The organism is Rhizobium sophoriradicis (genome assembly GCF_025200795.1).
GTDB lineage: Bacteria > Pseudomonadota > Alphaproteobacteria > Rhizobiales > Rhizobiaceae > Rhizobium > Rhizobium sophoriradicis.
In genome coordinates, this window is the sequence record NZ_CP104152.1 from 548,357 (window position 1) to 574,605 (window position 26,249).

21 protein-coding genes and 2 pseudogenes are annotated in these 26,249 nt (G+C 63.0%); 10 read left to right on the forward strand and 13 right to left on the reverse strand.

Annotated elements, in window-relative coordinates:
* Positions 1-17: 17 nt before the first annotated feature.
* Entirely contained in the window at positions 18-626 is a 609-nt protein-coding gene (locus N2597_RS02605) for a DUF6656 family protein (RefSeq protein WP_077991022.1), read from the reverse strand.
* 409 nt (positions 627-1,035) lie between these two features.
* Here N2597_RS02605 and N2597_RS02610 point away from each other — a divergent pair, with 409 nt between their 5' ends.
* Positions 1,036-2,280 carry an aromatic ring-hydroxylating oxygenase subunit alpha gene (locus N2597_RS02610; RefSeq protein ID WP_077991123.1) on the forward strand — a complete coding sequence of 415 codons (1,245 nt, stop codon included), beginning with the start codon at positions 1,036-1,038 and terminating at the stop codon, positions 2,278-2,280.
* Between the two features lie 139 nt (positions 2,281-2,419).
* Positions 2,420-2,890 carry a BA14K family protein gene (locus N2597_RS02615; RefSeq protein WP_077991020.1) on the forward strand — a complete coding sequence of 157 codons (471 nt, stop codon included), beginning with the start codon at positions 2,420-2,422 and terminating at the stop codon, positions 2,888-2,890.
* 74 nt (positions 2,891-2,964) lie between these two features.
* On the opposite strand, the gene N2597_RS02620 is transcribed toward N2597_RS02615, so the two are convergent.
* Together N2597_RS02620 and N2597_RS02625 are read right to left on the reverse strand one after the other, a co-directional pair.
* Positions 2,965-3,228, reverse strand: a complete 264-nt coding sequence (locus tag N2597_RS02620) for a DUF982 domain-containing protein (protein WP_009986459.1) — start codon at positions 3,226-3,228, stop codon at positions 2,965-2,967.
* Positions 3,229-3,547: 319 nt separating this feature from the next.
* Positions 3,548-4,541 (reverse strand): annotated as a pseudogene (locus N2597_RS02625) (transporter).
* Between the two features lie 313 nt (positions 4,542-4,854).
* On the opposite strand from N2597_RS02625, the gene N2597_RS02630 reads away from it, so the two are divergent.
* Both N2597_RS02630 and N2597_RS02635 read left to right on the forward strand, forming a co-directional pair.
* Positions 4,855-6,630 (forward strand): acyl-CoA dehydrogenase family protein, encoded by a 1,776-nt coding sequence (locus N2597_RS02630; RefSeq protein WP_183597349.1) that lies wholly within the window; start codon positions 4,855-4,857, stop codon positions 6,628-6,630.
* A gap of 29 nt (positions 6,631-6,659) precedes the next feature.
* Positions 6,660-7,412: a crotonase/enoyl-CoA hydratase family protein gene (locus tag N2597_RS02635; RefSeq protein WP_077991016.1), complete on the forward strand. Its 753-nt coding sequence runs from the start codon at positions 6,660-6,662 to the stop codon at positions 7,410-7,412.
* Between the two features lie 35 nt (positions 7,413-7,447).
* Here N2597_RS02635 and N2597_RS02640 read toward each other — a convergent pair.
* Positions 7,448-8,452 (reverse strand): annotated as a pseudogene (locus N2597_RS02640) (MBL fold metallo-hydrolase).
* Positions 8,453-8,533: 81 nt separating this feature from the next.
* Positions 8,534-9,352 carry an oxidoreductase gene (locus N2597_RS02645; protein ID WP_183597347.1) on the reverse strand — a complete coding sequence of 273 codons (819 nt, stop codon included), beginning with the start codon at positions 9,350-9,352 and terminating at the stop codon, positions 8,534-8,536.
* Between the two features lie 85 nt (positions 9,353-9,437).
* On the opposite strand from N2597_RS02645, the gene N2597_RS02650 reads away from it, so the two are divergent.
* Positions 9,438-9,887, forward strand: a complete 450-nt coding sequence (locus N2597_RS02650; protein WP_097605474.1) for a winged helix-turn-helix transcriptional regulator — start codon at positions 9,438-9,440, stop codon at positions 9,885-9,887.
* Positions 9,888-9,891: 4 nt separating this feature from the next.
* Here N2597_RS02650 and N2597_RS02655 read toward each other — a convergent pair whose 3' ends face one another.
* Together N2597_RS02655 and N2597_RS02660 are read right to left on the reverse strand one after the other, a co-directional pair.
* The gene (locus N2597_RS02655; protein WP_183597345.1) at positions 9,892-11,142 is read right to left on the reverse strand and encodes a class I SAM-dependent RNA methyltransferase; all 1,251 of its coding nucleotides are present in this window, start codon (positions 11,140-11,142) and stop codon (positions 9,892-9,894) included.
* The gene (locus N2597_RS02660) at positions 11,139-11,924 is read right to left on the reverse strand and encodes a TlyA family RNA methyltransferase (RefSeq protein WP_406549647.1); all 786 of its coding nucleotides are present in this window, start codon (positions 11,922-11,924) and stop codon (positions 11,139-11,141) included. Before N2597_RS02660 ends, N2597_RS02655 begins: the two co-directional genes overlap by 4 nt.
* 273 nt (positions 11,925-12,197) lie before the next feature.
* Here N2597_RS02660 and N2597_RS02665 point away from each other — a divergent pair, with 273 nt between their 5' ends.
* On the forward strand, positions 12,198-14,141 hold the full coding sequence (locus tag N2597_RS02665; protein ID WP_183597344.1) for a methyl-accepting chemotaxis protein: 1,944 nt from the start codon (positions 12,198-12,200) through the stop codon (positions 14,139-14,141).
* Between the two features lie 471 nt (positions 14,142-14,612).
* Here N2597_RS02665 and dxs read toward each other — a convergent pair whose 3' ends face one another.
* Complete coding sequence (gene dxs / locus N2597_RS02670; protein ID WP_183597342.1) at positions 14,613-16,529, reverse strand: 1-deoxy-D-xylulose-5-phosphate synthase; 1,917 nt, start codon at positions 16,527-16,529, stop codon at positions 14,613-14,615.
* A 286-nt stretch (positions 16,530-16,815) separates the two neighbouring features.
* On the opposite strand from dxs, the gene N2597_RS02675 reads away from it, so the two are divergent.
* Positions 16,816-18,795, forward strand: a complete 1,980-nt coding sequence (locus N2597_RS02675; protein WP_077991010.1) for a phospholipase D-like domain-containing protein — start codon at positions 16,816-16,818, stop codon at positions 18,793-18,795.
* A gap of 14 nt (positions 18,796-18,809) precedes the next feature.
* Here the strand turns inward: N2597_RS02675 and N2597_RS02680 are convergent, their stop codons facing one another.
* From N2597_RS02680 to N2597_RS02695, 4 genes are all read right to left on the reverse strand, one after another.
* Positions 18,810-19,733: a pirin family protein gene (locus N2597_RS02680; RefSeq protein WP_077991009.1), complete on the reverse strand. Its 924-nt coding sequence runs from the start codon at positions 19,731-19,733 to the stop codon at positions 18,810-18,812.
* A gap of 79 nt (positions 19,734-19,812) precedes the next feature.
* The gene (locus N2597_RS02685; RefSeq protein ID WP_077991008.1) at positions 19,813-20,580 is read right to left on the reverse strand and encodes an SDR family NAD(P)-dependent oxidoreductase; all 768 of its coding nucleotides are present in this window, start codon (positions 20,578-20,580) and stop codon (positions 19,813-19,815) included.
* An 86-nt stretch (positions 20,581-20,666) separates the two neighbouring features.
* Positions 20,667-20,918 (reverse strand): exodeoxyribonuclease VII small subunit, encoded by a 252-nt coding sequence (locus N2597_RS02690; RefSeq protein ID WP_003545921.1) that lies wholly within the window; start codon positions 20,916-20,918, stop codon positions 20,667-20,669.
* Positions 20,919-20,920: 2 nt separating this feature from the next.
* Complete coding sequence (locus N2597_RS02695) at positions 20,921-21,856, reverse strand: histone deacetylase family protein (RefSeq protein WP_009993068.1); 936 nt, start codon at positions 21,854-21,856, stop codon at positions 20,921-20,923.
* 188 nt (positions 21,857-22,044) lie between these two features.
* On the opposite strand from N2597_RS02695, the gene N2597_RS02700 reads away from it, so the two are divergent.
* Positions 22,045-22,446, forward strand: coding sequence for an acyl-CoA thioesterase (locus tag N2597_RS02700; RefSeq protein ID WP_077991005.1), 402 nt, complete (start codon positions 22,045-22,047; stop codon positions 22,444-22,446).
* A 6-nt stretch (positions 22,447-22,452) separates the two neighbouring features.
* On the opposite strand, the gene N2597_RS02705 is transcribed toward N2597_RS02700, so the two are convergent.
* Positions 22,453-23,103, reverse strand: a complete 651-nt coding sequence (locus tag N2597_RS02705; protein ID WP_077991003.1) for a GntR family transcriptional regulator — start codon at positions 23,101-23,103, stop codon at positions 22,453-22,455.
* Between the two features lie 158 nt (positions 23,104-23,261).
* Here N2597_RS02705 and N2597_RS02710 point away from each other — a divergent pair, with 158 nt between their 5' ends.
* Together N2597_RS02710 and N2597_RS02715 are read left to right on the forward strand one after the other, a co-directional pair.
* Positions 23,262-24,683 (forward strand): malonyl-CoA decarboxylase, encoded by a 1,422-nt coding sequence (locus N2597_RS02710; protein ID WP_183597340.1) that lies wholly within the window; start codon positions 23,262-23,264, stop codon positions 24,681-24,683.
* On the forward strand, positions 24,680-26,194 hold the full coding sequence (locus tag N2597_RS02715) for a malonate--CoA ligase (protein WP_183597338.1): 1,515 nt from the start codon (positions 24,680-24,682) through the stop codon (positions 26,192-26,194). The genes N2597_RS02710 and N2597_RS02715 overlap by 4 nt, the downstream gene beginning before the upstream one ends.
* Positions 26,195-26,249: the final 55 nt, after the last annotated feature.

Here is a 26,249-nt window from a genome sequence, read left to right on the forward strand (position 1 = left end):
CCGCCGATCAATCGCTGTTATAGCTGCCGGATGATTTCGCGCAGCTGTTCGTTGCGGGCGCCGAGCAACAGGACGTTGCGGATCGCCGCCTGTGGGTCGTGGGTGCGGAAGAGCAACCCATTGCCGCGCACCGACCGGTCGATGGTCATCTTTTCCGAGGAATCCTCGCCCGGCTTCATCGCGACGGCGAAATACATGCGGGAATAGCCGACGTCGATCCGCTGGAAGAAATTGTCGTTGTCGCCGATGTCGGAGTAGAAGTTGGCGATATAGAAGGCCCAGCTGACGTCTTCATAATGGGCAAACTTCGTGCGCGCGGCGGTGACATGGCAATAGCCGAGATGTGGGCTGTCCTCCAGCGTCCGGTGGAAGACCATCTTCGGAAACTGGATCGAGTGGTGAAAGCCGTTGATGTGCTGATGCGTTTTTTCGCCGGCCACCTGCAGCTTGCGGCCGGTCTTTGCCGCGACCTCGTCATGGGTAAGGTAGCGCTTTTCCTCCGCCAGCCAGTGCCGCCGTTCGCGAGGGATGCGGCCGGTGCGCAGGAATTCGGAATGGGCGGCAATCGGCTGCCGCTCCCGCAATCTGCTGGTGTCCTTCGCATCGAAATAGCGGAGTCTGGCCATGGTTCGCGTTCTTCGGTCGGTCTGATTCATCGCAAGGATAGGGTCCTATGCTTAAGGCGGTGTTAACGCGGTTCCGGCTGCGCCACGGCTGCCGGCAGATGCAAGAGGATGTCGCAAATGCGACGGTGATCGGCATCCGGCAGCCGAGCTCTTTGCAAAACGGGGCTTTACGCCATGTCGCAATTGACGATAATTGCCTGGAGAGTCGGCGATGCGATTGATCGGGGCGGGCCGCCACAGCCTTGCCGCATCCTGTCGTCAATTTCGAAGCCGATGTCGCATTACAACCAAGCAGCGGCCGGGCTCGGTGATTAAATGACGCCATGAACAATTCTCCAAAAGGAGAAGGAAGCGGGCGCGCTTCCGCGGTTTTTCCGCTGAACGGTACCGGATGCACGAGGATATGAAGATGGATATTCGCAGCAACGTTTTGCGTCAGCTCAAGAACCGCCGTGAGGGCTTCAGCCTCGAGCAGCCGTTCTATATCGACGAGGATTATTTCCAGCTCGACATGGAGATGATCTATTATCGCGACTGGCTGTTCATGGGCCATGATTGCGAGCTGCCGAAGCCGGGAGCCTATTTCACCGTCCAGATCGGCCGCTATCCCGTCGTCATCGTGCGCGGTCGCGACAATGTCATCCGAGCCTTCCACAATAGCTGTCGCCATCGCGGCTCGCGCGTCTGCACCAAGGAGCATGGCTCCTCCGTGCGTCTCGTCTGCCCCTATCATCAGTGGACCTATGATCTCGACGGCAAGCTCGCCTTCGCCCGCCACATGGGCGATGATTTCGACAAGACCGGCTTCAACCTGAAGCCCGTCCATTGTGAAAGCGTGGCCGGCTATATCTTCATCTGCCTTGCCGACACCGCCCCGGATTTCCAGACCGTGCGCGACAAGATCGAGCCCTACATGGCGCCGCATCGCATCGGCGAGACCAAGGTCGCCTTCCAGAGCACGATCATCGAGAAGGGCAACTGGAAGCTCGTCTGGGAAAACAACCGCGAATGCTATCACTGCGCCGCCAATCACCCGGAACTCTGCCGCACCTATCCGGAAGCGCCGAGCGTTACCGGCACCGATGGCGGCGCCGACGACCCGGAGATCGCCGGCCATTGGTCGCGCTGCGAGGCCGCCGGCCTGCCGAGCAAGTTCCAGATTTCACCGGACGGTCAGTTCCGCACCGCCCGCATGCCATTGATCGAGGATGCCGAGAGCTACACGATGTCCGGCAAGCCGGCCGTCAAGCGCCGGATCGCCGACGATATCTCGATCAGCCATATCGGCACCATGCTGCTCTTCCACTATCCGACGACCTGGAACCACTTGCTCGGCGACCATGCCATCTCCTTCCGCGTGCTGCCGCTCAGCGCCAATGAGACGGCGGTGACGACCAAGTGGCTCGTCCATAAGGACGCGGTCGAAGGCGTGGATTACAATCTCGAGGAACTGACGCATGTCTGGACCGAGACCAACGATCAGGATCGCCGCATCGTCGAAGAGAATGCCTTCGGCATCCACTCGCCCGCCTACGAGCCCGGCCCCTATTCTTCCCTGCACGAGGGCGGCGTCATGCAGTTCCTCGAATGGTATTCGAACTTCATGGTGAACCGCCTGCAGGGCGACCAGGCGAAGATCTCCGCCGTCGCCTGATGTATGTCGCCTGCAATTAAGGCCGGTTCAGGTCCGCCGATCGAAAACAAAAGCAGCCGGTCCTCGGCTGCTTTCGGAACCATTCAGCCACGAACGCGTTGCGTGGCAGGCGGTGATCGCCGTTGAATGGGAGAGAAGAATGATCGGGCTGAAAAGCAAAATCGCGACTGCAATTCTCACTGCCGCCGTCGTGCTGACGGGCTTTGCCCCGTCGCAGGCAATCCAGATGCCCACCACCCCGAAGGTGGAGAAATCCTCCGCCGTCGAGGAGGTCCAATACCGCCGCTACTATCGCCGCGACTATTACCGGCCCGGCTATCGCCCCGGCGCCTATTACCGCCCCGGCTATTACGGCGGCTATCGCGGCTATAGTTACTATCGTCCGGGTTATCGCCGTTATAATGGCTACTGGTACCCGCTCGCCGCCTTCGGCGCCGGCGCGGTCATCGGTGGCGCCATTGCGGCGCAGCCGCGCTACGTCGCGCCGGCACCCCGGATGGGCTCAAGCCACGTCGCCTGGTGCGCCAACCGCTATCGCTCATATCGCGCCTACGACAACACCTTCCAGCCCTATAACGGCCCGCGCCAGCAGTGCTATTCACCGTATTGATGTAGGCACGACAAGCGCAGGGCTGGGCAATACGAGCGCCGACGGTGAACCCATTTCATCGTCGGCTGTGAAGCTCAGTGAACGACAGTTATTACCGAAATTCCAGCTTCGTCGGCAGCACGGATAAGCGCTGCTCGCGCGGCCTGAGCCGGAATCTCCCCGTGTATTGCGTCCCGGCAAGCCATAATTGCCGTGAGGTATTCTTCTCCATCGTCGATTGGCCAGCCAACGGTCAGCATCTCGGCGGCCTGCACGAGAGTTGCAACAAGCTTGTATTTTTCCGGCCCACTCACAACGAGCATCAGAGGGGCAAACTCTCCGGATGTGCACCATTTCATGACATTAGGTCTCCCCACGGTAAATATATTAGTAACCGTGCAAGAACCGTTCCGGGCGAGGTGGCGGCCTGAACCAGCCGATCATTCGAGCGTCGATCGATGGGATGGCCCGCCAGCAGGGCGGGCTATTCGCCTTAATTGATGGCCCCGAAAGCTGCCCCTCACCCTAACCCTCTCCCCGTAAAGACGGGGCGAGGGGACGTGCCTTACGAGACGCTGGAGAGGGACGGAGAGGTTGCGGCTATCCCCCTTCGCCCCGCAAGCGGGGAGAAGGTGCCGGCAGGCGGATGAGGGGCGCGGCCAACCGCACCTCTCACATTCAAAGAATATTCACCCGCCTCAGCAGCCACCAGGCAAGCGCGACGGAGCCGACTATGAGGATGACGGCGTATTCCGTGCCGTAATCGCCGACGGAGAAGGGCAGGTTGGCGGTGTTCATGCCGAAAAAGCCGGTCACCAGCGTCGGCGGCAGCAGGAAGGCCGTCATGATCGACAGCAGGTAGAGGTGGCGGTTGGTTTCGGAGGATTGTTTCGAATCGATTTCTTCGTGCAGCAGGCGCGCCCGGTCCTGCAGCGCGTAGATATCGTGGTCGACCGTTTCCAGCCGGCTCGTCAGCCGCCGCGCCACGTCGTCGAAGCCGAAGGGCATCTCGTCGTCGTCGGCCGCCGCCGCCCGGCGCATCAGCGCCAGCACCGTGCGCAGGTGCCGGTGCAGCCTGACCACGGTTCGCCGCACCGGCGCCAGCCGCCGGCGCTCGTCGCGCGGGGCGTTGTCGTAGACGATATCCTCGATCTGGTTCAGTTCTTCGGTGAGTTCGATAACGATGGCGATCAGCGTGCGCTGAAATTCGATCACCAGCAGTTCGAAGAGATCGACCGGCAGCGCAATTTTGCCCGGGTTCTTCTCGATCAGCGCGCGCGCGCTCGACGCTGCGCAGCGGCTGCAGCCGGGTGGTGATGATGAAGCGGTCCGACATGGCGAAATGCAGCCAGCCGAGATTGTTGGTGTCCTGGGCGAAATCACGCTGGCAGTCGACGAGCGTGCCGTAGAGCATCTGCTCGTCGACGGTCAGCGCCGCATGCGTGTCATGCGTCGTCAGCGCCGATTTGGCGTCCTCGGTCAGCCCGTCGAGCGTCTCGAGCAAGGCCGGCACCCGGGCGTCCACGAGGTTGAGATGCAGCCAGTAGAAACAGTTGTCGGCGGTCAGATCCGCCACCGTCGCGCTGTTGTTCAGCCGTACCGCCGTCTTGTCATCCGGCGAGAAACGATAGGCCCAGACGAAACCGGGTATGTTGACGGGCAATGTATCCATTGTTCGCCGGTCCTTTGCGAAGGCGATGTCATTCTAAAGCGCGTCGCATCAAATTTGATTCATGCGACGCGCTTTAGCCCTTTGTTTTGATGCATGTCGTTGTCCCGGAACCGCTGCACACTTCCGGGCGACATGTATTAGAAATTCTCCATGACGTCCATTTGTGCAACTGTGCAAGAGCAAACCGCCATGTCGGGTAAACTATCGCACGGCGGCCTGGGAAATCGAAATTGACGTTTACGTAAAAATCAATTAGCCCTTGCCTCGGAGGGGCTTTGCGCGAGGTGCAGGCCGGTCCCATGGAGGAGAAAGCATGTATAAGGCGCCCGTCGAGGAAATCGCGTTCACGTTAAAGCATGTAGCGGGCATGGGCGAGGCGCTGTCGAACGGTCTTTTCGGCGATCTCGGCGAAGATTTGGTCGACGCCATCCTCTCCGAGGCGGGACGTTTTGCCACAGAGGAGGTGGCGCCGCTCGCCGAGATCGGCGACCGCCAGGGTGCCCGCCTCGTCGACGGCGAAGTCCGGCTGCCGGATGGCTGGCGCGAGCTCTACCGCAACTGGATTGCCGGCGGCTGGAACGGCCTGACGGCGCCGGAAGCCTTCGGCGGCCAGGCACTGCCTGATATGCTGAATGTCGCGGCGCTGGAAATGTGGAATTCTGGCTCCATGGCCTTTGCGCTCGCCCCGACGCTGACGATGGGCGCCATCGAGGCGGTCAGCGCCCATGGCAGCGCTGCACTGAAAGACAAATATCTGGCAAAGATGGTGTCCGGCGAATGGACCGGCACGATGAACCTGACGGAGCCGCACGCCGGCTCCGATCTCGGCGTGCTGAAAGCCCGCGCCGAGCGGCGCGACGACGGCAGCTATCGCATCTCTGGCCAGAAGATCTTCATCACATGGGGCGAGCACGACGCGGCCGACAATATCATCCACCTGGTGCTGGCCCGGCTGCCGGATGCGCCAGCCGGGACACGCGGCATCTCGCTCTTTCTCGTGCCGAAATTCCTGGTGAACGACGACGGTTCGCTCGGGCCCCGCAACGATCTCTTCTGCCACTCGCTGGAACACAAGCTCGGCATCCACGGTTCGCCGACCTGCACGATGATCTATGGCGACGGCCGGTTCGGCGGCGAAAAGGGTGCGATCGGCTGGCTCATCGGCGAGGAGAACAAGGGGCTCGCCTGCATGTTCACGATGATGAACAATGCGCGTCTCGCCGTCGGCATGCAGGGCGTGGCGATCTCGGAGGCGGCCACCCAGAAGGCGCTCGCCTATGCCAGGGAGCGCACGCAGGGCAGGGCGCCAGATTCGACCGGCGCCGGCATGAGCCCGATCGTCGAACATCCCGACGTGGCCCGTATGCTGCTCACGATGAAGGCGCTGACCCAAGGTTCGCGCACCATCTCCTATGCCTGCGCCCATGCGCTCGACATGTCGCGCCGGGCAGGCGATAACCGCCACTGGCAGGAGCGCGCCGCGCTTCTGACGCCGATCGCCAAGTCGTTTTCAACCGATGCCGGCGTCGAGGTCGCCTCGCTCGGCATCCAGGTGCATGGCGGCATGGGCTTCATCGAGGAGACGGGTGCCGCGCGTTATCTCCGTGATGCCCGCATTGCGCCGATCTACGAGGGCACCAATGGCATCCAGGCGATCGACCTCGTCACCCGCAAGCTGCCGCTCTCCGGCGGCGATCAGGTCACGGGGTTCATCGCTGAATTGAAGGCGATCGCCAAGGCTGTCGGCCGTTCCAATCTCGATGGTTTCGGCGAGACTGCCGCGAGACTCGCCGTCGCCATCGCGGATCTCGACGCGGCGACCGCCTGGCTGCTGAAGGCGCTTGCCGACGGGAGGGCTGCCGAGGCGCTTGCCGGCGCCAGCCCCTATCAGCGCCTGTTCGGCCTTGTGCTCACCGGCTGTTACCTCGCCAAGGGTGCTCTGGCCGAAAGCGGTGACGGCAAAGGCGAGAGCCGTATCGCGCTCTGCCGCTTTGCCGCCGAAAACCTGCTTGCCGAGACCGCGGCCTTGCGCGACCGGGTCGTCAACGGCGCGGCGAGCCTCGCCGCCGCCCGCATCCTGCTTGCCTGACCAGGCCCCATGAGTTCTGAGGAGATCCTATGACCGACCACATCATCGTCGAGCAGCCTTCCGCCCATCCCGGCGTTCAGCTGATCCGCTTCAACCGGCCGGAAAAGAAGAACGCCTTCACACGCGCGATGTATCGCACCATGGCCGATGCGCTAACCGCCGCCAACGCGGACGCGAATATCAAAGTGACGGTCTTTCTCGGCACCGAAGGCAGCTTCTCGGCCGGCAACGACATCGGCGATTTTCTTGCCACTGCCATGGGCGGCAGCATGGGAGACGAGCTGATCGATTTCCTCTACGCGCTCGCCAGATCCGAAAAGCCGCTGGTGTCAGGGGTCGACGGTCTGGCGATCGGCATCGGCACCACCCTCAACCTGCATTGCGACCTGACGATCGCCTCCGACCGCAGCCAGTTCCGCACGCCCTTCGTCGATCTGGCGCTGGTGCCGGAAGCGGCTTCCAGCCTGATTGCGCCGCGCATCATGGGTCACCAGCGCGCCTTTGCCATGCTGGCCGCCGGCGAGGCCTTCAGCGCCGAAGAAGCCCGCGAGGCCGGCCTCATCTGGAAGGTGACGACGCCGGTCGAGGTGGAGAATGCCGCCCTTGCCGCGGCCACGAAACTCGCCGCCAAGCCGCCGGAAGCCTTGAAAATCGCCCGCGATCTCATTTGCGGCTCCAGGGAAGAGGTCATCGCTCGCATCGATGTCGAGGCCCGCCATTTCGCCACGCGGCTGAAAAGCGCCGAAGCGCGCGCGGCCTTCGAAGCCTTCATGCGCCGCTGAGGGCTGCCGAAAACCTATGGAATGCCGACCTCCTATCAGGCCGGCGGCACATCGAATACTTCGCCTGCCCTGAGCGGTCGGAATCGGTGCGAGGGGATATCGTGCTCTCTCATCGCCTCTCGCAACGCCTTTGTCGGCGCGTCGACCGCTTCATTCGTCAGTTGGAACGTTGCGAAGTGATGCCCCGCCACATAGGCCGCATTTGCGAGCTTCATCCCGATCACCGCTTCCTCAGGATTCTGGTGCTGCCCTTTCATGAACCATCGCGGCTCATAGGCGCCGAAGGGTAGAATCGCCAGGCGAAAACCGCCGTGTTTCCGCTGTGCCGCCTTGTAATTGATGCCGCGGTGAAAGCCCGTATCGCCGACGTGATAGATCTTTCCGGCGGGAGTCGACAAAACGAACGCGGCCCAGAGCGCCATCCGGCGATCGGCGCCGCCTCGGGCGGACCAATGATGGGCAGGCTCCGCATCGATGCTTATTCCGGCGTGAGAGATGCGCTCGCCCCAATCCATCGATGTCGTCTGCAGATCGGGCACGGCGCGGCGAATGATCGTGTCATTGCCGAGCGGCGTCACGACAAGCGGCCTATGCCTAGCGTGCAAGCGTTTCAGCGTCGCAATATCGAGATGATCATAATGATTGTGCGATACCAGCACGAGATCGATCGGCGGCAAATCATCGAACGCGATGCCCGGTTCGACGACGCGTCTGGGTCCGGCAAAGGTGAAGGGGCTGACCCGCTCCGACCACACCGGATCGGTGAGAATATTGAGCCCGGCGACCTGCACCAGCAGGGTTGCATGCCCAACCATGGTCACCCGCAGGCCTTCGCCGTCCACGCTTGGATCCGGTTTTGCCGCCGCAAATGGACTTGGGACCGACCGCGGCCAGCGCTCACGGCCGCCGCCGAATTGCTACCGCAAGAGCTCGCGGAAACCAAGCGGCTCGATGCCTCCGGGATTGAAGAAGTACGTGCCGTCGAAGTGGTCGGACACCGGGCCCGCATAGTAGGGATTGCGTCTTTTGGTCTTGCGCATTCGGAATCGGTTTCCTTGGCCGAGGATAGGATGACTTTAAGCCTGTCGGCTTGAATCTGAATCCTATCCTCGATGAATGAGTCAGGCTGAGGCCGGAAACTCGTTGACCTTACGCAGCAGGCTGTCGACCAGCCGCTCCGGCAGGTAGCGGCGAAGCGAGCGGACCTGACGCGACTGCTTGCCGGCGGAATAGCGCAGCTTCGGCTTCTTTGCCATTGCGGCTTTCACCACCATGTCGGCGACGACCTGGGGGGCATCGCCCGTCTCCACCCATTTGCGCATCAGCGCTTCGCTGCGGGCGCGTTCCGAAGCATAGACCGGAAGAGGTTGGTCTGCTCGCGTCAGGTTTTCCTCGAAGGATGTTCTGGTGACGCCGGGTTGGACGAGAACAACACGAATGCCGAAGTTGCGCACTTCATGATCGAGCGATTCCGAATAGCCCTCGAGCGCATGTTTGGTCGAGGCATAGAAGGCGTTGTACGGAGCCGGGATGAGGCCGAGGATCGAGCTCATGTTGATGATCCGGCCGCTCTTTTGCTTCCTCATGACCGGCAGTACCGCATTGGCGACGCGCGCCACGCCGAAGACGTTGACGTCGAAAAGCCGCTGGGCCTGGGCGATGGAGGATTCTTCGGCGCCGCCGATGAGGCCGATGCCGGCATTATTGACGACGAGATCAAGCCGGCCGGTTTGCCGGACGACCTCCGCAACAGCCGCCTGCACCGAGGCTTCCTCGGCCACATCACAGATCAGCATCGTTATGCCGGGCCTGTTGGCGGCCGGTTTGCGGCTGGTCCCGAACACGCGGTAGCCGGCCTTCACCAGCGACTCCGCGGTTGCAAGGCCGATGCCTGAGGATGCACCGGTGACCAGTGCAACGCTTCTGTTTCTGTCGGTCATATTGTCAGCTTTCAAAAGAGTGGATCATCGTTGGCCGATCTGTTACTATCTTTTCGATATCGTGTCACTATCGAAAAGATACCTAATGAAAAATAATTCGATTCCGCAATGCCCGGTCGCCCGCGGCCTTCAATCCGTCGGGGATGCGTGGAGCATTCTCGTTTTGCGCGACGCCCATTCGGGCCTCACCCGTTTCGACCAGTTCAGGAAGAGCCTCGGCATCGTGCCGACCATGCTGACCAAGCGTCTCAAGGCGCTGACGGAGGACGGTCTGCTGGAGAAGCGCCTCTATTCCGAACGGCCGCCCCGCGAAGAATATGTCCTCACGGAAGCCGGTCGCGATTTTCTGCCTGTGCTGATGATGATCGGGGCTTGGGCGCACCGCCATTGCGATGGCGAACTCGCCCGCTATGTCGATGTCGAGTCAGGATCGGAGATCGAGCCGATCGCAATCGATGCCGTCACGGGTGCAAAGCTCGGAACGCGGCCAATGCGCATGAGTTTGCAGCGGGAAAGCGAGCCCGGCGATCGATAACGGCCTACTTCTCCAGCGTCGCCACCACCTCGACATGCGAGGTCCAGAGGAACTGGTCGATCGGTGTCACCCCGGTGATGCGGTAGCCGCCCTCGACGAGGATCTGAAGGTCGCGCGCCAGCGTCAGCGGATTGCAGCTGACGGCTGCGATCTTCTTCACGCCTGAGCGGGCAAGTTCCTTGCACTGAAACTCCGCGCCGGCGCGTGGCGGGTCGAAGACGACCATGTCAAAGGGCTTGAACTCCTGCGTCATCAACGGGCGGCGGAAGAGATCGCGTTTTTCGACGCTCACCGGCTTCAGCCCCTGCGTCTTGCGGGCGGCCTGGTCGAGTGCGGCGAGCGCCGTTGCCTCGGCTTCGACCGCATGCACCCGGCCGATGCGGGCCAGCCTGAGCGAAAACGTGCCGGTGCCGGCAAAGAGATCGGCGATCCGCTTGGCCTTGCCGGCATGGGCAAGCACCAGCTCCGCCATTGCCTCCTCCGCCGGCTTGGTCGCCTGGGCGAAGCCGCCGGGCGGCGGCGAAACCTCGACGCCGCCGAAATCGATAAGCGGCTTGGCCGGCTCGACGAGGATTTCGCCGTTCACGGTCACACGGGCGATGCCGCGCAGGCCGAGCACGGTCTCGATCGCCTTGCGCCGCTGCGGGTCGGAGAGTTTCTTGATGTCGTCGGCCGCTATATCGAGGCCGGAAAGCGTCTCGAGCACCGCCACCCGGAAGGGTTCGGCGCTGGTCGCGAGCGCGGCGGCAATCGCCTTGATCGCCGGCAGCCGGGCGACGATCCCTGCCGACGAGATCGGACATTCCTCGATGGCGACGATATGATGGCTTTCGGCCTGGTTGAAGCCGATCAACATATCCTTCTCGGTCTTGCGGGCCGCAAACACCACGCGCCGGCGTTCGCCCGGCCGGGCCGGAACGATCTCGCCGACATCAGGCGTCAGCCCCTTGGATTTGAGTGCATCGACCACCAGCTGCCGCTTGAAGGCGCGGTAGGGGGCATCCGCCAGATGCTGCAGCGTGCAGCCGCCGCAGGTGCCGTTGACGCCGTCGGGACCGAAATGCCGGCAAGGCGGCTCCTGCCGGTCGGGCGAGGGCGTCGTGATCGACATGATCGTGCCCTGGCTTTTGACGCGGGCGATCGCCACCGTTTCCCCGGGAAGGGAAAAGGGCACATAGACCGGGCCGGCGGCGCTGCCGGCAATGCCGTCGCCCTGGGCGCCGAGCTTCTCGATGGTGACGGTTTCGGTGCTCACGGTTTCAATCCTGCCAGAAGGAATTCCTGATTGCCGTCGCCGCCGGCAATCGGGGAGGGGATGAGGCCGAGGCTGCTCCAGCCCATATCCTCGGTGAACCAGCGCTCCAGTTCCGCAGCGACGGCGGGCGCAGACGAGGGGTCCTTCAACAGTCCGCCCTTGCCGATCGCCTCGCGCCCCGCTTCGAACTGCGGCTTGACCAGCAGCACGGCGATGGCGCCCGGCGAGGCGATATCAAGAGCCGGCGCCAGCGCCAGCTTCAGTGAGATGAACGAGACATCGGAGACGATGAAGCTTGCGGGGTGGCCGACATCCTCGGCCGTCAGGTTGCGGGCGTTGAGGCCTTCCCGGTTCGTCACCCGCGGGTCGCCTGAGATGCGCGGATGCATCTGCCCATGGCCGACATCGATCGCCGTGACATGCGCCGCACCCCGCTGCAGCAGCACCTCGGTGAAGCCGCCTGTGGACGCGCCGATATCGAGACAGTGATGGCCGGCGGGATCGAGCCGGAAATGCTCGAGGGCGCTAGCAAGCTTCAATGCGGCGCGCGAGACGTAATCCTGCGCCGGATCGTTAATGGCAATATCGGCGTCGGCGCCGAAGAGCGCGCCGGCCTTCGTCACCACCTGGCCGGCGATCCGGACGGTGCCGCGCTGTACGGCGTCGCGCGCCCGCGAGCGGCTGGCAAAGAGGCCGCGGGAGACGAGCAACTGGTCGAGGCGTTGGCTGTTTTGATCGGACATCGGCTGTGAATGACCGGCAAAGCCGCCGGTTGCAAGCATTTTGTTCCAGGATCGCCATGACCGTCGGAGCTTTCGGACGCCGGAGGCAGATAATCGTCGGGCTCGCCGTTGCTGCAGCGCGTATTTAAGCAAATTTAAAGTCTGCCCGCATAGGGTCGGCTCGATTGCAGCGGTTCGTCCGAACCTCTCTGGCGCCATGAAGGCGCAGGGCGTCATTACGCCGATCATGTTTCCTATTGAAAAGTCTTGGCGGTTGCGCATTGGCGCGACCTGTCTCTCGCCGCGTCGACTGTCGTCAGGAGAAATTCACCGATGTCCGCTAAAAACATATCCTTGAACGGGAAGCTTGCGGCCACGTTCGCAGCCCTCATCCTCATCTTCATGTCCGTCTCCGCCTTCGTCTATTCCAAGGCGACTGCGTCGGCGGCCGCGTCCGCCGAGCAGGAAAAATCAGTGCTGCTCGTCAACCAGATCGACGATGCACTGCAGGCGATGCTCGAGCAGGCGGTCAACCTGCGCGGCTTCATCCTCTTCCGCAGCGACAGCACCTATGGCGACCTCTTCGCCAATCGCGAGCGCATGCTGAAGGCGATCGCCGCTGCCAAGCAGACCGCGGCCGCCGAGCCGCAGTTGGTCGAGATGATCGACGGCATGCAGAAGGCCGCCGACCTCTATTTCCATGAACTTGCCGAACCGCAGACCAAGGCGCGCAAGGAAACCGACATGCCGATCGAAGAGGTTGTCAAGATCGGTGTCAACGCCGCCAAGGGTCAGCTCGACGGTTTCCGCCAGGCGTCCGCCAAGATCAAGGCCACCGCCCGCGAAAAGTCGAATGCGCTCGCCGCCATCCGCGCCGATGCCAACAGCGATCTGACGATGACGCTGATTGCCGGCGGCATTGTCGCCTCGCTTGCCGCCGCCGCACTCGCCTGGTTGATGTCGCGCACCATCGTTCGCCCGGTCGTCGGCATGACCGCGGCCATGGATCGCCTCGCTGGCGGCCAGAACGATATCGAGGTGCCGGCTGTCGAGCGCGGCGACGAAATCGGCCGCATGGCCCAGTCCGTCCTGGTCTTCAAGCAGGCGGCGATCGAAAAGCTGCGTCTTGCCGGCGAGACCGACCGCATGCGCGGTGACGCCGAGCGCCAGCGCCAGGCAAGCGACGAGCAGAAGGCGCGCGAGGAAGGCGAGCTGCGCTACGCCGTCGATGCCTTGGCCGGCGGCCTTGCCGGCCTTGCCGTCGGCGATGTCGCCGCCCGCATCCAGACGCCGTTCGCGCCGCAATATGACAGCCTGCGCAACGACTTCAACAATGCCGTCGAAAAGCTGCAGGCCGCACTCCAGTCGGTCGGCCGCAACGCCTCGGCGATCAATGCCGGCGCCGGCGAGATCCGCTCGGCCGCCGACGATCTTGCCCACCGAACCGAGCAGCAGGCCGCCGCCGTCGAAGAGACAGCCGCGGCCTTGGAAGAAGTAACGACGACGGTGCGCGACAGCGCCAAACGCGCCGAGGATGTCGGCAATCTTGTCGAGCGCACCCGCCTCGGCGCCGAAAAATCCGGCGACGTCGTCCGCAGGGCGGTCTCCGCCATGCAGCAGATCGAAAAATCCTCGGGCGAGATCTCCAACATCATCGGCGTCATCGACGACATCGCCTTCCAGACCAACCTCTTGGCGCTGAACGCCGGCGTCGAGGCGGCGCGTGCCGGTGAGGCCGGCAAGGGTTTTGCCGTCGTCGCCCAGGAGGTGCGCGAGCTCGCCCAGCGTTCCGCCAAGGCGGCCAAGGAGATCAAGGACCTGATCACCACGTCAGGCACGCATGTCCAGACCGGTGTGTCGCTGGTCGGCGAAACCGGCAAGGCGCTGGAAGCGATCGTCGCCGAGGTGCAGGAGATCAACCGCAACGTCAACGCGATCGTTACCGCCACGCGCGAACAGTCGATCGGGCTGCAGGAGATCAACACCGCCGTCAACAACATGGATCAGGGCACGCAGCAGAATGCAGCCATGGTCGAACAGCAGACCGCGGCAAGCCATGCGCTCGCCAGCGAGGCAAGCGCCCTGGATGAACTGCTGCGCCAGTTCAAGCTCGGCACCCAGCTGGCCGCGCCGGCCCAGAAGACCGCCGCCGCCACGCCTGCCTCCCGCCCGGTCGCTTCTCCCGCGCGCGCACTTGCCGGCAAGGTCACCAAGGCCTTCGGCGGAAGACAGGCGAGTGCCGCGGTTGCGGTGCAGGAAGACTGGACGGAGTTCTGAGGGCGCTCAGAATGGGACGTTAGATGAAGAGGGCGGTGCAGTGATGCGCCGCCCTTTTTTCGTTGGTGGACGAACCGGTATGATCAGCTCGAGAAGCGTAGTGTCATCCGCTCTGTCGACGGCGAGTTTGGCTGGGGCATCTCCTCACTCTCCGTCATCCTCGGCCTTGAGCCGAGGATCCATGCCACCCACGCTGGTGGATGCGGTGTGGATGCTCGGCTCAAGGCCGAGCATGACGGAGGGTGGGGTGGCTGCTGGAGCAAGTACAGCGATGGACGGCGGAAACCCGCGGCCCCCTCATCCGCCTGCCGGCACCTTTTGCCCGAGGGGAGAAGAGATATGCCGCAACGTCTCGATTCCCTCTTCTCCCCTCGGGGGTCCGAAGGACGGGCCGAGACGAGTGGCTCGGCCCAGGCATAGGTGCCCGTAGGGCGGATGAGGGGGCCACACGGCGCACCCTCACAAAGTCACTTACCCCGCCACCCCAACCGCAACCCCGCGGCCCAGCGCCCGGAACACGGTCGAGACGATTCCTGCACGATCCAACCCGGCATGCGCGTTCATCGCTTCCGGCTTGGCTTGTTCCATCCAGATATCAGGCATGACCAGCGAGCGGATTTTCAGGCCGTTGTCGAGCAGGCCCTCGCTTGAGAGATATTGCATTACCTGGCTGCCGAAGCCGCCGACGGAGCCTTCCTCGACGGTGATCAGCATCTCGTGGTGGCGGGCAAGCTGGCGGATCAGATCGTGGTCGAGAGGCTTGGCGAAACGCGCATCGGCGACCGTGGTCGACAGGCCGGCGGCCTCGAGATCCTCGGCGGCAAGCAGGCAGTCGGCAAGCCGGGTGCCGAAGGAAAGCAGCGCCACCTTGGTGCCTTCCTTGACGATGCGGCCCTTGCCGATCTGCAGGATTTCGCCGCGCGCCGGCATGTCGACGCCGACACCTTCGCCACGGGGATAACGGAACGAGATCGGTCCGGCGTCATAGGCGACGGCGGTGCGCACCATGTGCTTGAGTTCGGCCTCGTCGGCAGCCGCCATCACCACGAAGCCGGGCAGGGTGGTGAGGAAGGCGGTGTCGAAGGAGCCGGCATGGGTCGGCCCGTCGGCGCCAACGAAGCCGGCGCGGTCGATCGGAAAACGCACCGGCAGCCCCTGGATCGCCACGTCGTGCACGACCTGGTCGTAGGCGCGCTGCAGGAAGGTGGAATAGAGCGCGGCGAACGGCTTGTAGCCTTCGGCCGCAAGGCCGGCGGCGAAGGTCACCGCATGCTGCTCGGCGATGCCGACGTCGAAGCAGCGGGACGGAAAGGCTTCGGCGAGCTTGTCGAGGCCGGTGCCGTTCGGCATGGCGGCGGTGATGCCGACGATCTTGTCGTCGAGGGCGGCTTCCTGCACCAGCGCCTCGGCAAAGACGCTCGTATAGCTCGGCGCATTCGGCTTCACCCTTGCCTGGGCGCCGGTGATGACGTCGAACTTATTGACGCCGTGATATTTGTCGGCGGCAGCTTCGGCCGGCGGATAACCCTTGCCCTTCTGCGTGACGACATGGATCAGCACTGGGCCGCGGGCATTGTCGCGCACATTGCGCAGCACCGGCAGCAAGTGATCGAAGGAATGCCCGTCGATCGGCCCGATATGATAGAAGCCCATCTCCTCGAACATGGTGCCGCCGGTGACGTAGCCGCGCGCATGCTCGACGGCGCGGGTGATGGCGCGGTCGATGTTCTTTCCGAGATAGGCGGTCAGCTTCTTGCCGAAATCACGGAAGCCCATATAGGTGCGCCCCGAGGCGAGGCGGGCGAGATAGGCGCTCATCGCGCCTGTCGGCGGCGCGATCGACATGTCGTTGTCGTTGAGGATGACGATGAGCCGCGCATCGAGCGCGCCGGCATTGTTCAGCGCCTCATAGGCCATGCCGGCCGACATCGCCCCGTCGCCGATGACGGCGATGACGCGGCGATCGGTCTTGTCGAGATCGGCGGCGATCGCCATGCCGAGGCCGGCGGAGATCGAGGTCGAGGAATGCGCCGCGCCGAACGGATCATATTCGCTCTCCGCCCGGCGGGTGAAGCCGGACAGCCCGTTTTCCTGGCGCAGCGTCCGGATGCGGTCACGCCGGCCGGTGAGTATCTTGTGCGGATAACATTGATGGCCCACATCGAAGATCAGCCGGTCGTCAGGCGTGTCGAAGACGCTGTGGATGGCGATCGTCAGCTCGACCACGCCGAGACCGGCGCCGAGATGACCGCCGGTGCGCGACACCGCATCGATCATTTCGTCGCGAACCTCGCGGGCGAGCTGCGGCAGGTCGCGATCCTCGAGCTTGCGCAGGTCGGCAGGGTAAGTGACCTGGTCGAGCAGAGGGGTCTTCGGCGGATGTGTCACGGGCGGGCGCTCTTTCTTACTTTTCCTTGTACCGCTTTATTCGATTAGAACGAGGCAAAACAAGTGATTTCAGGAACCGAAGGTTTTCACCTTAGAGCATGGCGGAAAAATGTGTGAGCGGTTTCGGGAGATATCACATTCTATTTCCGTGAGTTGCATTCGCCTGTTCTTGGCCGCGTCGCGCCCTGGTTTTCCGCCGCCGATCGAACGCGCAACCCGCAGCGAGCGGCTTGAATATGACACGGAATGGTAGCACTGTTGCCGCGCTGGGCTGGGGGATCAGGTCATGGGAACGATTGTTGCAGCGCATGCCTATGTGAACAACGAGGTCGCCTATGTGGCCTGGGATATCGACGCCAAGATCGACGGATGCCTTGGCTTCGAGGTCGTCCGCGTCTATCTGGACGAGCAGGGAAACGTGGCAAGAAGATCCGATGGCAGCGAGGATCGTGTGACCTGCGCCGCCTGGGTCGCCTTCAAGGGGCAGCGCAATCCGCATTGGCTGCCTCAGACGACGTCGCTCTGGCCGGTGCAGAAGCTTTCCTGGCGCGATCTGACGCTGCGCAAGCGGCGCAACGAGATGCGGCGGCGGCCGGCCGAGGTGCGGGTGCGCTACGAGATCCGCCCGCTCGGCGATCTGAAGCCGGGCATGTTGGCGGCCCCCGACCCGACGCCGGCGCTTGTCGAGATCAACAAGCGGGACGACAACGGCAGGCCGATCAAGAAGGCTGACGGCACCTTCGAGAAAATCGCAGTCAAGGCCTATGACGGGCCGCCGCGGCCACTCGGTTATCTCGGGCCGGCTGTCGCCTCCAACCCGGTCCATGTGACGCGCAAGCGCGGCCAGTTCGAATCCACCTTCACCAACGGCATCCTCGCCGCCCAGTGGCTGCGCAACGTCCTGCTGGAAGACGGTGTGAAACAGCCGAACGAGCTGATCGACATGATCTCCAATCCGGCGAACGGCATCCGCAAATATCTCGCCGGCGATGTCATTCCGATGCTCAGGGAATACTTGAATGCGCCCGGCCGGTACCTTGTCGCGCTCTACGAGCTCGAGGACAAGGAGCTGCTCGACCTGCTGCTTGCCAACAAGGACAAGCTGCGCATCATTCTGGCCAATACGGGAAAGGTCGGAGACGAGTGGGATGTGCGCAATGCTCACGCACGCCAGGCGCTGATCGATGCGGGCGTCGAAATTCACCACCGAATGTTCAACAATTCGAGCCAGATCGGCCATAACAAATTTGTCGTGCACATCCCGTCGGACGGGACTGACCGCAGCGTCTTCACCGGCAGCACCAACTGGACGGCCACGGGACTTGCCGGCCAATCCAACAACGCCTTGATCGTCCGCAACGATGCGGTTGCCGCGGCCTATGTCGCTTACTGGGAGCGGATGCTAGAGGACAATACGACGCTGGAAGCACCCGTCGAATTCGACGACGGCATGCCCGACAACCAGCAGAGCAAGGCGTTCCGGCGCTCGAACGAGGCGCCGTCCATTGTGCCCACCGGCAATGGCGCTTCGGTCGAAACGTGGTTCTCGCCGAACATGCAAAGCCGCAGAAAGGGCAAGGAGACGCCGCCGGATCTTCGCGAGGTCTACCGGCTGATGCGCCGTGCCGAGCACGCGGTGCTGTTTCTGGCCTTCTATCCCGGCCAGTCGGGCCGGGATTGCATCGTCGGCGAGGCGATCGATATCGGCCTCAAGGATCAGAAGCTGATCGTCACCGGCGCCGTGTCCAGCGCTCAGGCCATGCCTAATTACGTCGCCGGCAAGAAGAACGATCCCGACGACGAGGACGACGATACCGAGTCCATCTCGCCTCATACCTTCGACGAGGCCAATGTCTCCATTGTCCGCGCCTCGCGCATCGACGACCGCCAGCTGCTGGCGGATTTCGGCGCCGAGGAACTGACGGCCAAGAAGGTCGGCGCCATCATTCACGACAAGGTGCTGGTGATCGATCCCCTGTCGGACGATTGCGCCGTCGTGCTCGGCAGCCACAATCTCGGCTTCAAGGCCTCCTACGCCAATGACGAGAACATGCTGATCGTCAAGGGCGACCGGGCGCTGGCCGAGGCCTATGCCGTCCATATTCTCGATGTCTATGATCACTACCGCTTCCGTGCCGTCGAGGCGGAGCTGAAGCGTCAGGGCAAGAAGGGCTGGTCGGGCTTTCTCAATGTCGATGACAGCTGGCAGGACCGCTACGTCAACCGCACCAAGGGTGCGCTGATGCGCTATTTCGCGGCGGGTTGAATTGTCTGCCGCCGTCAGCCTTCCGGCAGCGGCACGAATTCCTCCTCGTCGCCGGGAACGATATCGAAGCGGCCGGTGCGCCATTCCTCCTTGGCCTTTTCGATCCGTTCCTTCGAGGAAGAGACGAAATTCCACCAGATATAGCGCTTCGAGTTCAGCGCCGCGCCGCCGAAGAGCATCAGATGGCAGCCGTCGCTGCCGGCTTCGAGCGTGATCGGATCGCCCGGCCGGAAGACCAGCAGCTGATCGGCGGCGAAACGGTCGCCCGATATGACGACCTCGCCGGAGAGCACATAGACGGCGCGCTCCTCATGGCCCGCGCCGAAGGGAAAGCGCACGCCGGGTTGCAGGTTGAGATCGACATAGAGCGTGTCGGAGAAGGTGCCGACCGGCGATGTCATGCCTTCGAACGAGCCGATGACGACCCGCCCGCGCACGCCTGATGTTTCGATCAGCGGCATCTCTGTCTTTTGCGTATGGGCGAAGGAAGGATCGATCTCCTCCTTGTCGTCGGGCAGCGCCAGCCAGGTCTGCAGCCCCGACATCAGCAGCGGATGGCCGCGCAGATTGTCGGGCGTGCGCTCGGAATGCACGATGCCGCGGCCCGCCGTCATCAGGTTGATGTCGCCGGGGCGAATAACCTTTTCGGTACCGAGGCTGTCGCGATGGCGGATCTCACCGTCGAAGAGATAGGTGACGGTCGACAGGCCGATATGCGGATGCGGCTTGACGTCGAGCGCCTCGTTCGGCTTCAGGATCGCCGGCCCCATGCGGTCGAAGAAGATGAACGGCCCGACCAGCCGCCGCTGCCTTGTCGGCAGCGCGCGCCGCACCTGAAAGCCGCCGATATCACTGGTGCGCGGAATGATCAGATTCTCGATCGCATCACAGGCGAAGGCGTCGCCGGGCAGGGGATCTTTGCCTGGAAAGAAGGACATGACGGGTCTCCGCTTTTAAAGGATGTCGGCCACAGATAGCGCCTCACACCTCGCGCGTCCAATCGAGATAGGCTTGCGCTCAGATGGCAGTGAAGCCGTTATCGACGAAGAGGTGGGCGCCGTTGACGAAATTCGACTCGTCGCTGGCGAGATAAAGGGCGGCGCGCGCCACATCCTCCGGCTCGCCGATCCGGCCCTGCTGCGCGGCGATGGCGGCATCCGAGACATCGACGCCGAGCGCCTGCAGGTCGGCCACCTCGCGCAACCCGTGCGGCGTGCGGATGAAGCCGGGGCAGACGGCATTACAGCGGATGTTGCGGTCGCGGAATTCCACCGCAATCGCCCGGGCAAACATATGCACGGCGCCCTTGGTCGTGTCGTAGAGCACCTCCATCGGCGTGGCGGCGACCGCCGAGATCGACGAGGTACAGACGATCGATCCACCGCCCGCGGCAATCATCTTCGGCAGCACGGCCTTGGTCATCAGGAACATCGAGCGCACATTGACGGCGTGCAGCCAGTCCCATTCCTGAAGCGTCGTTTCCAGGAAGGGCTTGATGACGATCGTGCCGGCATGGTTGAAGAGCACGGTCACCGCGCCGTAGCGTTCCTCGACGCCGGCGACGGCGGCATTGACAGCGGCTTCATCCGAAACATCGGCCGTCCAGCAATCGGCCTCGCCGCCGGCATTGCGGATCGCCTTGACGGTCTCATCAGCCGCTTCGCCGTTGCGGTCGATGATCGCGACACGCGCGCCTTCGGCTGCAAACAGCTTGGAGGCGGCACCGCCCATGCCGGTGGCGCCGCCCGAGATGATGGCGACCTTGCCCTTCAATCTATCCGTCATTTGTCTATCCCCTCATGGTTCTGGAGGGGATCATAGATCGGACGCAAGCCGATCGCCAAGCGGCTTCGAAAGGCTGCTCCGATCGTTCAGGCGCCGTCCAGCGGCTCGACGCCCTGCGGCTTGCCGGCGCGGTCGAGCCGGATCTTCTCGATGCGGTTTTCGGCGGCCGAAAGCAGCGTCTCGCAATGTTTCTTCAGTGCTTCGCCGCGCTCGTAGATCTCGATCGATTCATCCAGCGCCACGTCGCCGCGTTCCAGCCGGGCGACGATGCTTTCGAGTTCGGCGACCGCCTTTTCGAAGGAAAGGCCCGATACCTCAGGCTTGGCGCTGTCAGTCATTCTCAACCCTTCATCATTCGCAGAATATGCATGCCCGCCGATTCGGCGAGACCTTCGAGATCATAGCCGCCTTCGAGCAGGCTGACGACCCGGTTCTTCGCGTGCCGGTCGGCCAGTTCCAGGACGCGGCCGGTCGCCCAGTCGAAGTCCTCGCCCGTCAGGTTGATCTGCGCTAAGGGATCGCGGTGATGGGCGTCGAAACCGGCCGAGATGATGATCAGATCCGGCCGGAAATCGTCAAGCGCCGGCAGCACGCGCGATTTGAACGCCTCGCGGAAATGGTCGCTGCCGACATTCGGCGACAGCGGCGCGTTGACGATGGTATTGTGCTTGCCCTTCTCCTCTTTGGCGCCGCTGCCGGGATAAAGCGGCATCTGATGTGTCGAGCAGAACAGCACGGAAGCATCGTCCCAGAAGATGTCCTGGGTGCCGTTGCCGTGGTGGACGTCCCAGTCGACGATGGCGACACGCTCGGCGCCATGCCTTTTCTGCGCGTGGCGGGCGGCGATCGCCGCATTGTTGAAGAAGCAGAAGCCCATCGCCGTCGTCTTCTCGGCATGGTGCCCGGGCGGGCGGGCGGCGACGAAAACATTGTCGGCGGCACCGGAAAAAACGTCGTCCACCGCCGCCATCGCGCCGCCGATCCCGGTCAGCGCCGCCTGCAGGCTCTTGACGCTGGCATAGGTATCGGCCTCCAGCTGGTTGATCCGATCGTCCTCCTCGGGGATCTCCCGCATGACGGCCATCAGGTGCTCTTCCGGATGCGCCAGCAGCACCGCATCCTCGCTCGCCTGCGGCGCCTGTCGGCGCTGCAGCCGCTCGAAATTCGGATGTTCCAGCGCCACATTGATGGCGCGGATCCGATCCGATCGCTCCGGATGGCCGGAAGGCGTCACATGTTCCAGGAAGATCGGGTGTTCATAAAGACGGGTGCTCATGGAGACACTCTATCGGCCGCTTGTGTCATGTTCCACAGCAGATGGGGCATCGCAGGACGATTTCAACAAGCGCTCCGCCGCATCATCTCGCCGGCGGCGACATTATAAATTCGTGTCATCTCAGCCGTTTACTTCGAAAAACCACGTGCTACTGTCGTTAACGGGGAATTTTGCAGGCAGAGTTGTTGATGAGTCAGTCGAAACGCCCGGGTGTGACGGAAATACATGTGCCGTTTCGCGATGTCGATATGACCGGCCGGATGTTCCTGGCCTCCTATATTTCCTATGCCGAGTCCGTCATTGCGAGCTTCTGGTTGGCGCGGCCTGAAGTCGAGGACGAGCCGGTCTATAGCGCCAGCAAGTTTACCTGCATTCTCCACCGCCCGCTGCATTACGACGAGCCGGCGATTTTCACCGCCGCCGTCGACAAGATCGGCGTGCGCTCGATCGGCTTCCTCGTTTCGATCGACACCGGCGAGGAGCGCGCCGCCGAGGTCGAGATCATCTGGCAGGCCCGCAGCCGCGAAGATCAGCAGCCGGTCTCGCTGCCGGAGGAAACACGCGACTGGCTCTATCGGTTCTTGGATTAGGCAATTCTATCTCGCTGCCATGCTTGCGACCAGATCGCTGAACCTTTCTCCCTGAATGCCGACATGGGTTCGCAGCAGGCGGCGGGCTTCGTCTCCGTCTCCTGTAAAAATCGCATCGACGATGGCGCAATGTTCCGAGAAGGATGTCGACAGGCGGTTACGCACCCGCAACTGCAGACGGCGATAGGGCCGCAGGCGGCGATGCAATTGCGCACATTGCTCCTGCAGGAAATCGCTGCGGCTCGCGGCGTAGATCGCCTTATGAAACTCCTCATTGTCATAATAATAGGCATCGCTGTCACCGGCAGCGGCTGATTTCTCGCAGCGGCCGTGGGTGGCGGTGATCGCTTCGCGTGACGCCTTGTCCAGCCGGCGTGCGGCGAGCGATCCGGCCAGGCCCTCGAGCTCGGCCATGACCTCGAACATTTCGTAAATGCGGTGCGGCCCCGGATCGATCACGATGGCGCCGCGGCGCGGACGGATTTCGATCAGGCCGATCGCGTCGAGCTGCATCAACGCCTCGCGCACCGGCGTCCGCGACACGCCGAACCGATTGGCTAGCACGGTTTCATCCAGCCGTTCGCCGGGGGCGAATTCGTAGGAAAGTATCGCATTTTCAATCTCATCCCGGAGCCACCGGCCGACATTCTCGGACATTTCTCGCGCTTCCTTCATACATAATTGCAGATCTTGTATACACAAACGTTGACGTCGTGTACGAAGAATGGCAATGTACATACTACAGACGAAGCCCGGCGATGGGAAGCAGCTGGTCCAACGGCGCGCACACCGCCATCAGAAGAGAGGAGAATGGCATGGCCGAGGCGTCTTTCTTCACCGACATGCTGCAAAGCATCACGGATCACGGACGCCAGCTGCTGTTTTCCGGCTCGCGCAATACGCAGGCCGCCGCCAAGGCCGATCTTGAGACCCTTTGTGAAATGTTGCTGTCGAGCCGCGGTGAAGCCTCCGGCATGGCCCTTGCAGCCGAGATCCTCGATCGCTGGGGCGCGCTCGACAGCGAGGGTGCGCAGAAATTCTTCCATATGCTTCAGCAAAAATTCGGCCCCGACACCGCCAGGCTCGATCAGGCGATTGAAGATTACCGCACGGACAAAAGCTCAGCCGCGGTCATCGCGCTCCACCAGGCAGCAGAGCCGCGGCGCCAGGAGTTGCTGCGCCGATTGAATCACGCGCCGAACGGCACTGCCACGCTCGTCCGCATGCGTCAGCAGCTGCTTGCTTCCAAGGACCGATCCGAAGCCTATCACGCGCTGGATTCCGACTTCACGCATCTGTTCGGTTCCTGGTTCAATCGCGGCTTTCTGACGCTGCGGCCGATCGACTGGACGACGCCGGCCTATATTCTCGAAAAGATCATCCGATACGAAGCCGTGCACGAGATCGCCGGCTGGGAGGAGTTGCGCCGTCGTCTGGCGCCGGCCGACCGTCGATGCTTTGCCTTTTTCCATCCCCGTTTGGCGGATGAGCCGCTGGTCTTCGTCGAGGTGGCGCTCACCCGCTCCGTGCCGAAGGCGATCGCGGATGTGCTCGACGAGGGGAGGGAGCAGATCAATGCCGACGAGGCGACGACGGCCGTCTTCTATTCGATCTCCAACTGCCAGGATGGCTTGCGCGGCATCTCCTTCGGCAATTTCCTGATCAAGCAGGTCGTCGAAGATCTGCGCAAGGATCTGCCGGGCCTCAAGAATTTCGTGACGCTGTCGCCCGTTCCGGGCTTTGCCCGCTGGCTTGCCAAGGTGCGCGTGACCGGCGATCGGTCCCTATCCCAAGCGGCCCTGGAAACGCTGACCCTGCTCGACGATCCGAACTGGCCGGGCAGCGAGAGCAGCGCCGCCGAAGTGGAGCGCGTGCTGCTGCCGCTTGCGGCGCGCTACTTCCTGACCGAACGCACACCGGAGGGCCGCCCCGTCGATCCCGTCGCCCGCTTCCATCTCGGAAACGGCGCCCGGCTTGAAAGGGTGAATTTTCTCGGCGACCGCTCGCCCAAGGCTCTGCAGCAGGCGCACGGTCTGATGGTTAACTATTTCTACAAGCTCGATGACATCGTGGCCAACCACGAGGCCCTGGCGCAACGCGGCGAAGTGATTGCCTCGCCTGCGGTCAAAAGCTTGCTCAGCCAGAACGACGAGGGCCGCCGCGGCGGCACTGGCCAGCAAGGTTCTCGAGCCTTCGCGCAACTGATGAATTCCACGCTTAGAGGAGGGCGAAAGTGAGCAACCATCTTTTCGACGCCATGCGGGCCGCCGCACCCGATAACGCACCGTTCATCCGGATCGATAGCACCCGCATATGGACCTATGAGGAGGCCTTCGCCCTTTCCGGCCGCATTGCCGGCGCGATGGACACGCTCGGCATTCGCCCCGGCGACCGGGTTGCGGTGCAGGTGGAGAAAAGCGCCGAGGCATTGATCCTCTACCTCGCCTGCGTTCGAAGCGGCGCGGTCTACCTGCCGCTCAACACCGCCTATACGCTGGCCGAGCTCGATTACTTCATCGGCGATGCCGAGCCGCGTCTGGTGGTGGTTGCCTCGGCCGCTCGGGAAGGCGTGGAGACGATCGCCAAGCGTCACGGGGCGATCGTCGAAACGCTCGACACCGACGGCAGCGGCTCGTTGCTGGATCTTGCGCGCGACGAGCCGGCCGACTTTGTCGACGCTTCGTGCGCCGCCGACGATCTCGCCGCGATCCTCTACACCTCGGGAACGACGGGGCGCTCCAAGGGGGCGATGCTCACCCATGGCAACCTGCTCTCGAACGCCCTGACCTTGCGGGACTATTGGCGCGTTACATCAGACGACCGGCTGATCCACGCCTTGCCGATCTTCCATACGCATGGGCTGTTCGTCGCCACCAACGTCACGCTGCTCGCCGGCGCCTCGATGTTCCTGCTGTCGAAATTCGACGCCGACGAGGTCATTTCACTGATGCCGCAGGCAACAATGCTGATGGGCGTGCCGACCTTCTATGTGCGCCTCCTGCAAAGCCCGCGCTTCGGCAAGGAGGCGGCAGCCAACATCCGCCTGTTTATATCAGGCTCGGCGCCGCTGCTTGCAGAAACACATACCGAGTTCCAGGCCCGGACCGGTCACGCGATTCTCGAGCGTTACGGCATGACGGAAACCAACATGAACACCTCCAACCCTTATGAGGGCAAACGCATCGCCGGAACGGTCGGCTTTCCGCTGCCCGACGTGACGGTTCGCGTCACCGATCCCGCCACCGGACAAGTGCTGCCGCCGGAGGAGATCGGCATGATCGAGATCAAGGGGCCGAACGTCTTCAAGGGCTACTGGCGCATGCCGGAAAAAACCGCGGCCGAATTCACCGGCGATGGGTTCTTCATCAGCGGCGACCTCGGCAAGATCGACCACGACGGCTATGTCCATATCGTCGGCCGCGGCAAGGACCTGGTGATCTCCGGTGGCTACAACATCTATCCGAAAGAGGTCGAAAGCGAGATCGACCAGATCGAGGGCGTGGTCGAGAGCGCCGTCATCGGCGTGCCGCATCCCGATTTCGGAGAAGGCGTAACCGCCGTCGTGGTGCGCAAGCCGGGCGCCGTGCTGGATGAAAAGACCATTGTCGGCGCCCTGCAGGACCGTCTCGCCCGCTACAAACAGCCAAAACGCATCATCTTCGCCGAGGACCTGCCGCGCAACACGATGGGCAAGGTCCAGAAGAACATCCTGCGGCAGCAATACGCCGATCTTTATACCGGGACGTAAGACGGCCGCCCTCTGGGAGGAGGGTCGGCGGCATCCGCATCAATTGCAAACAGCA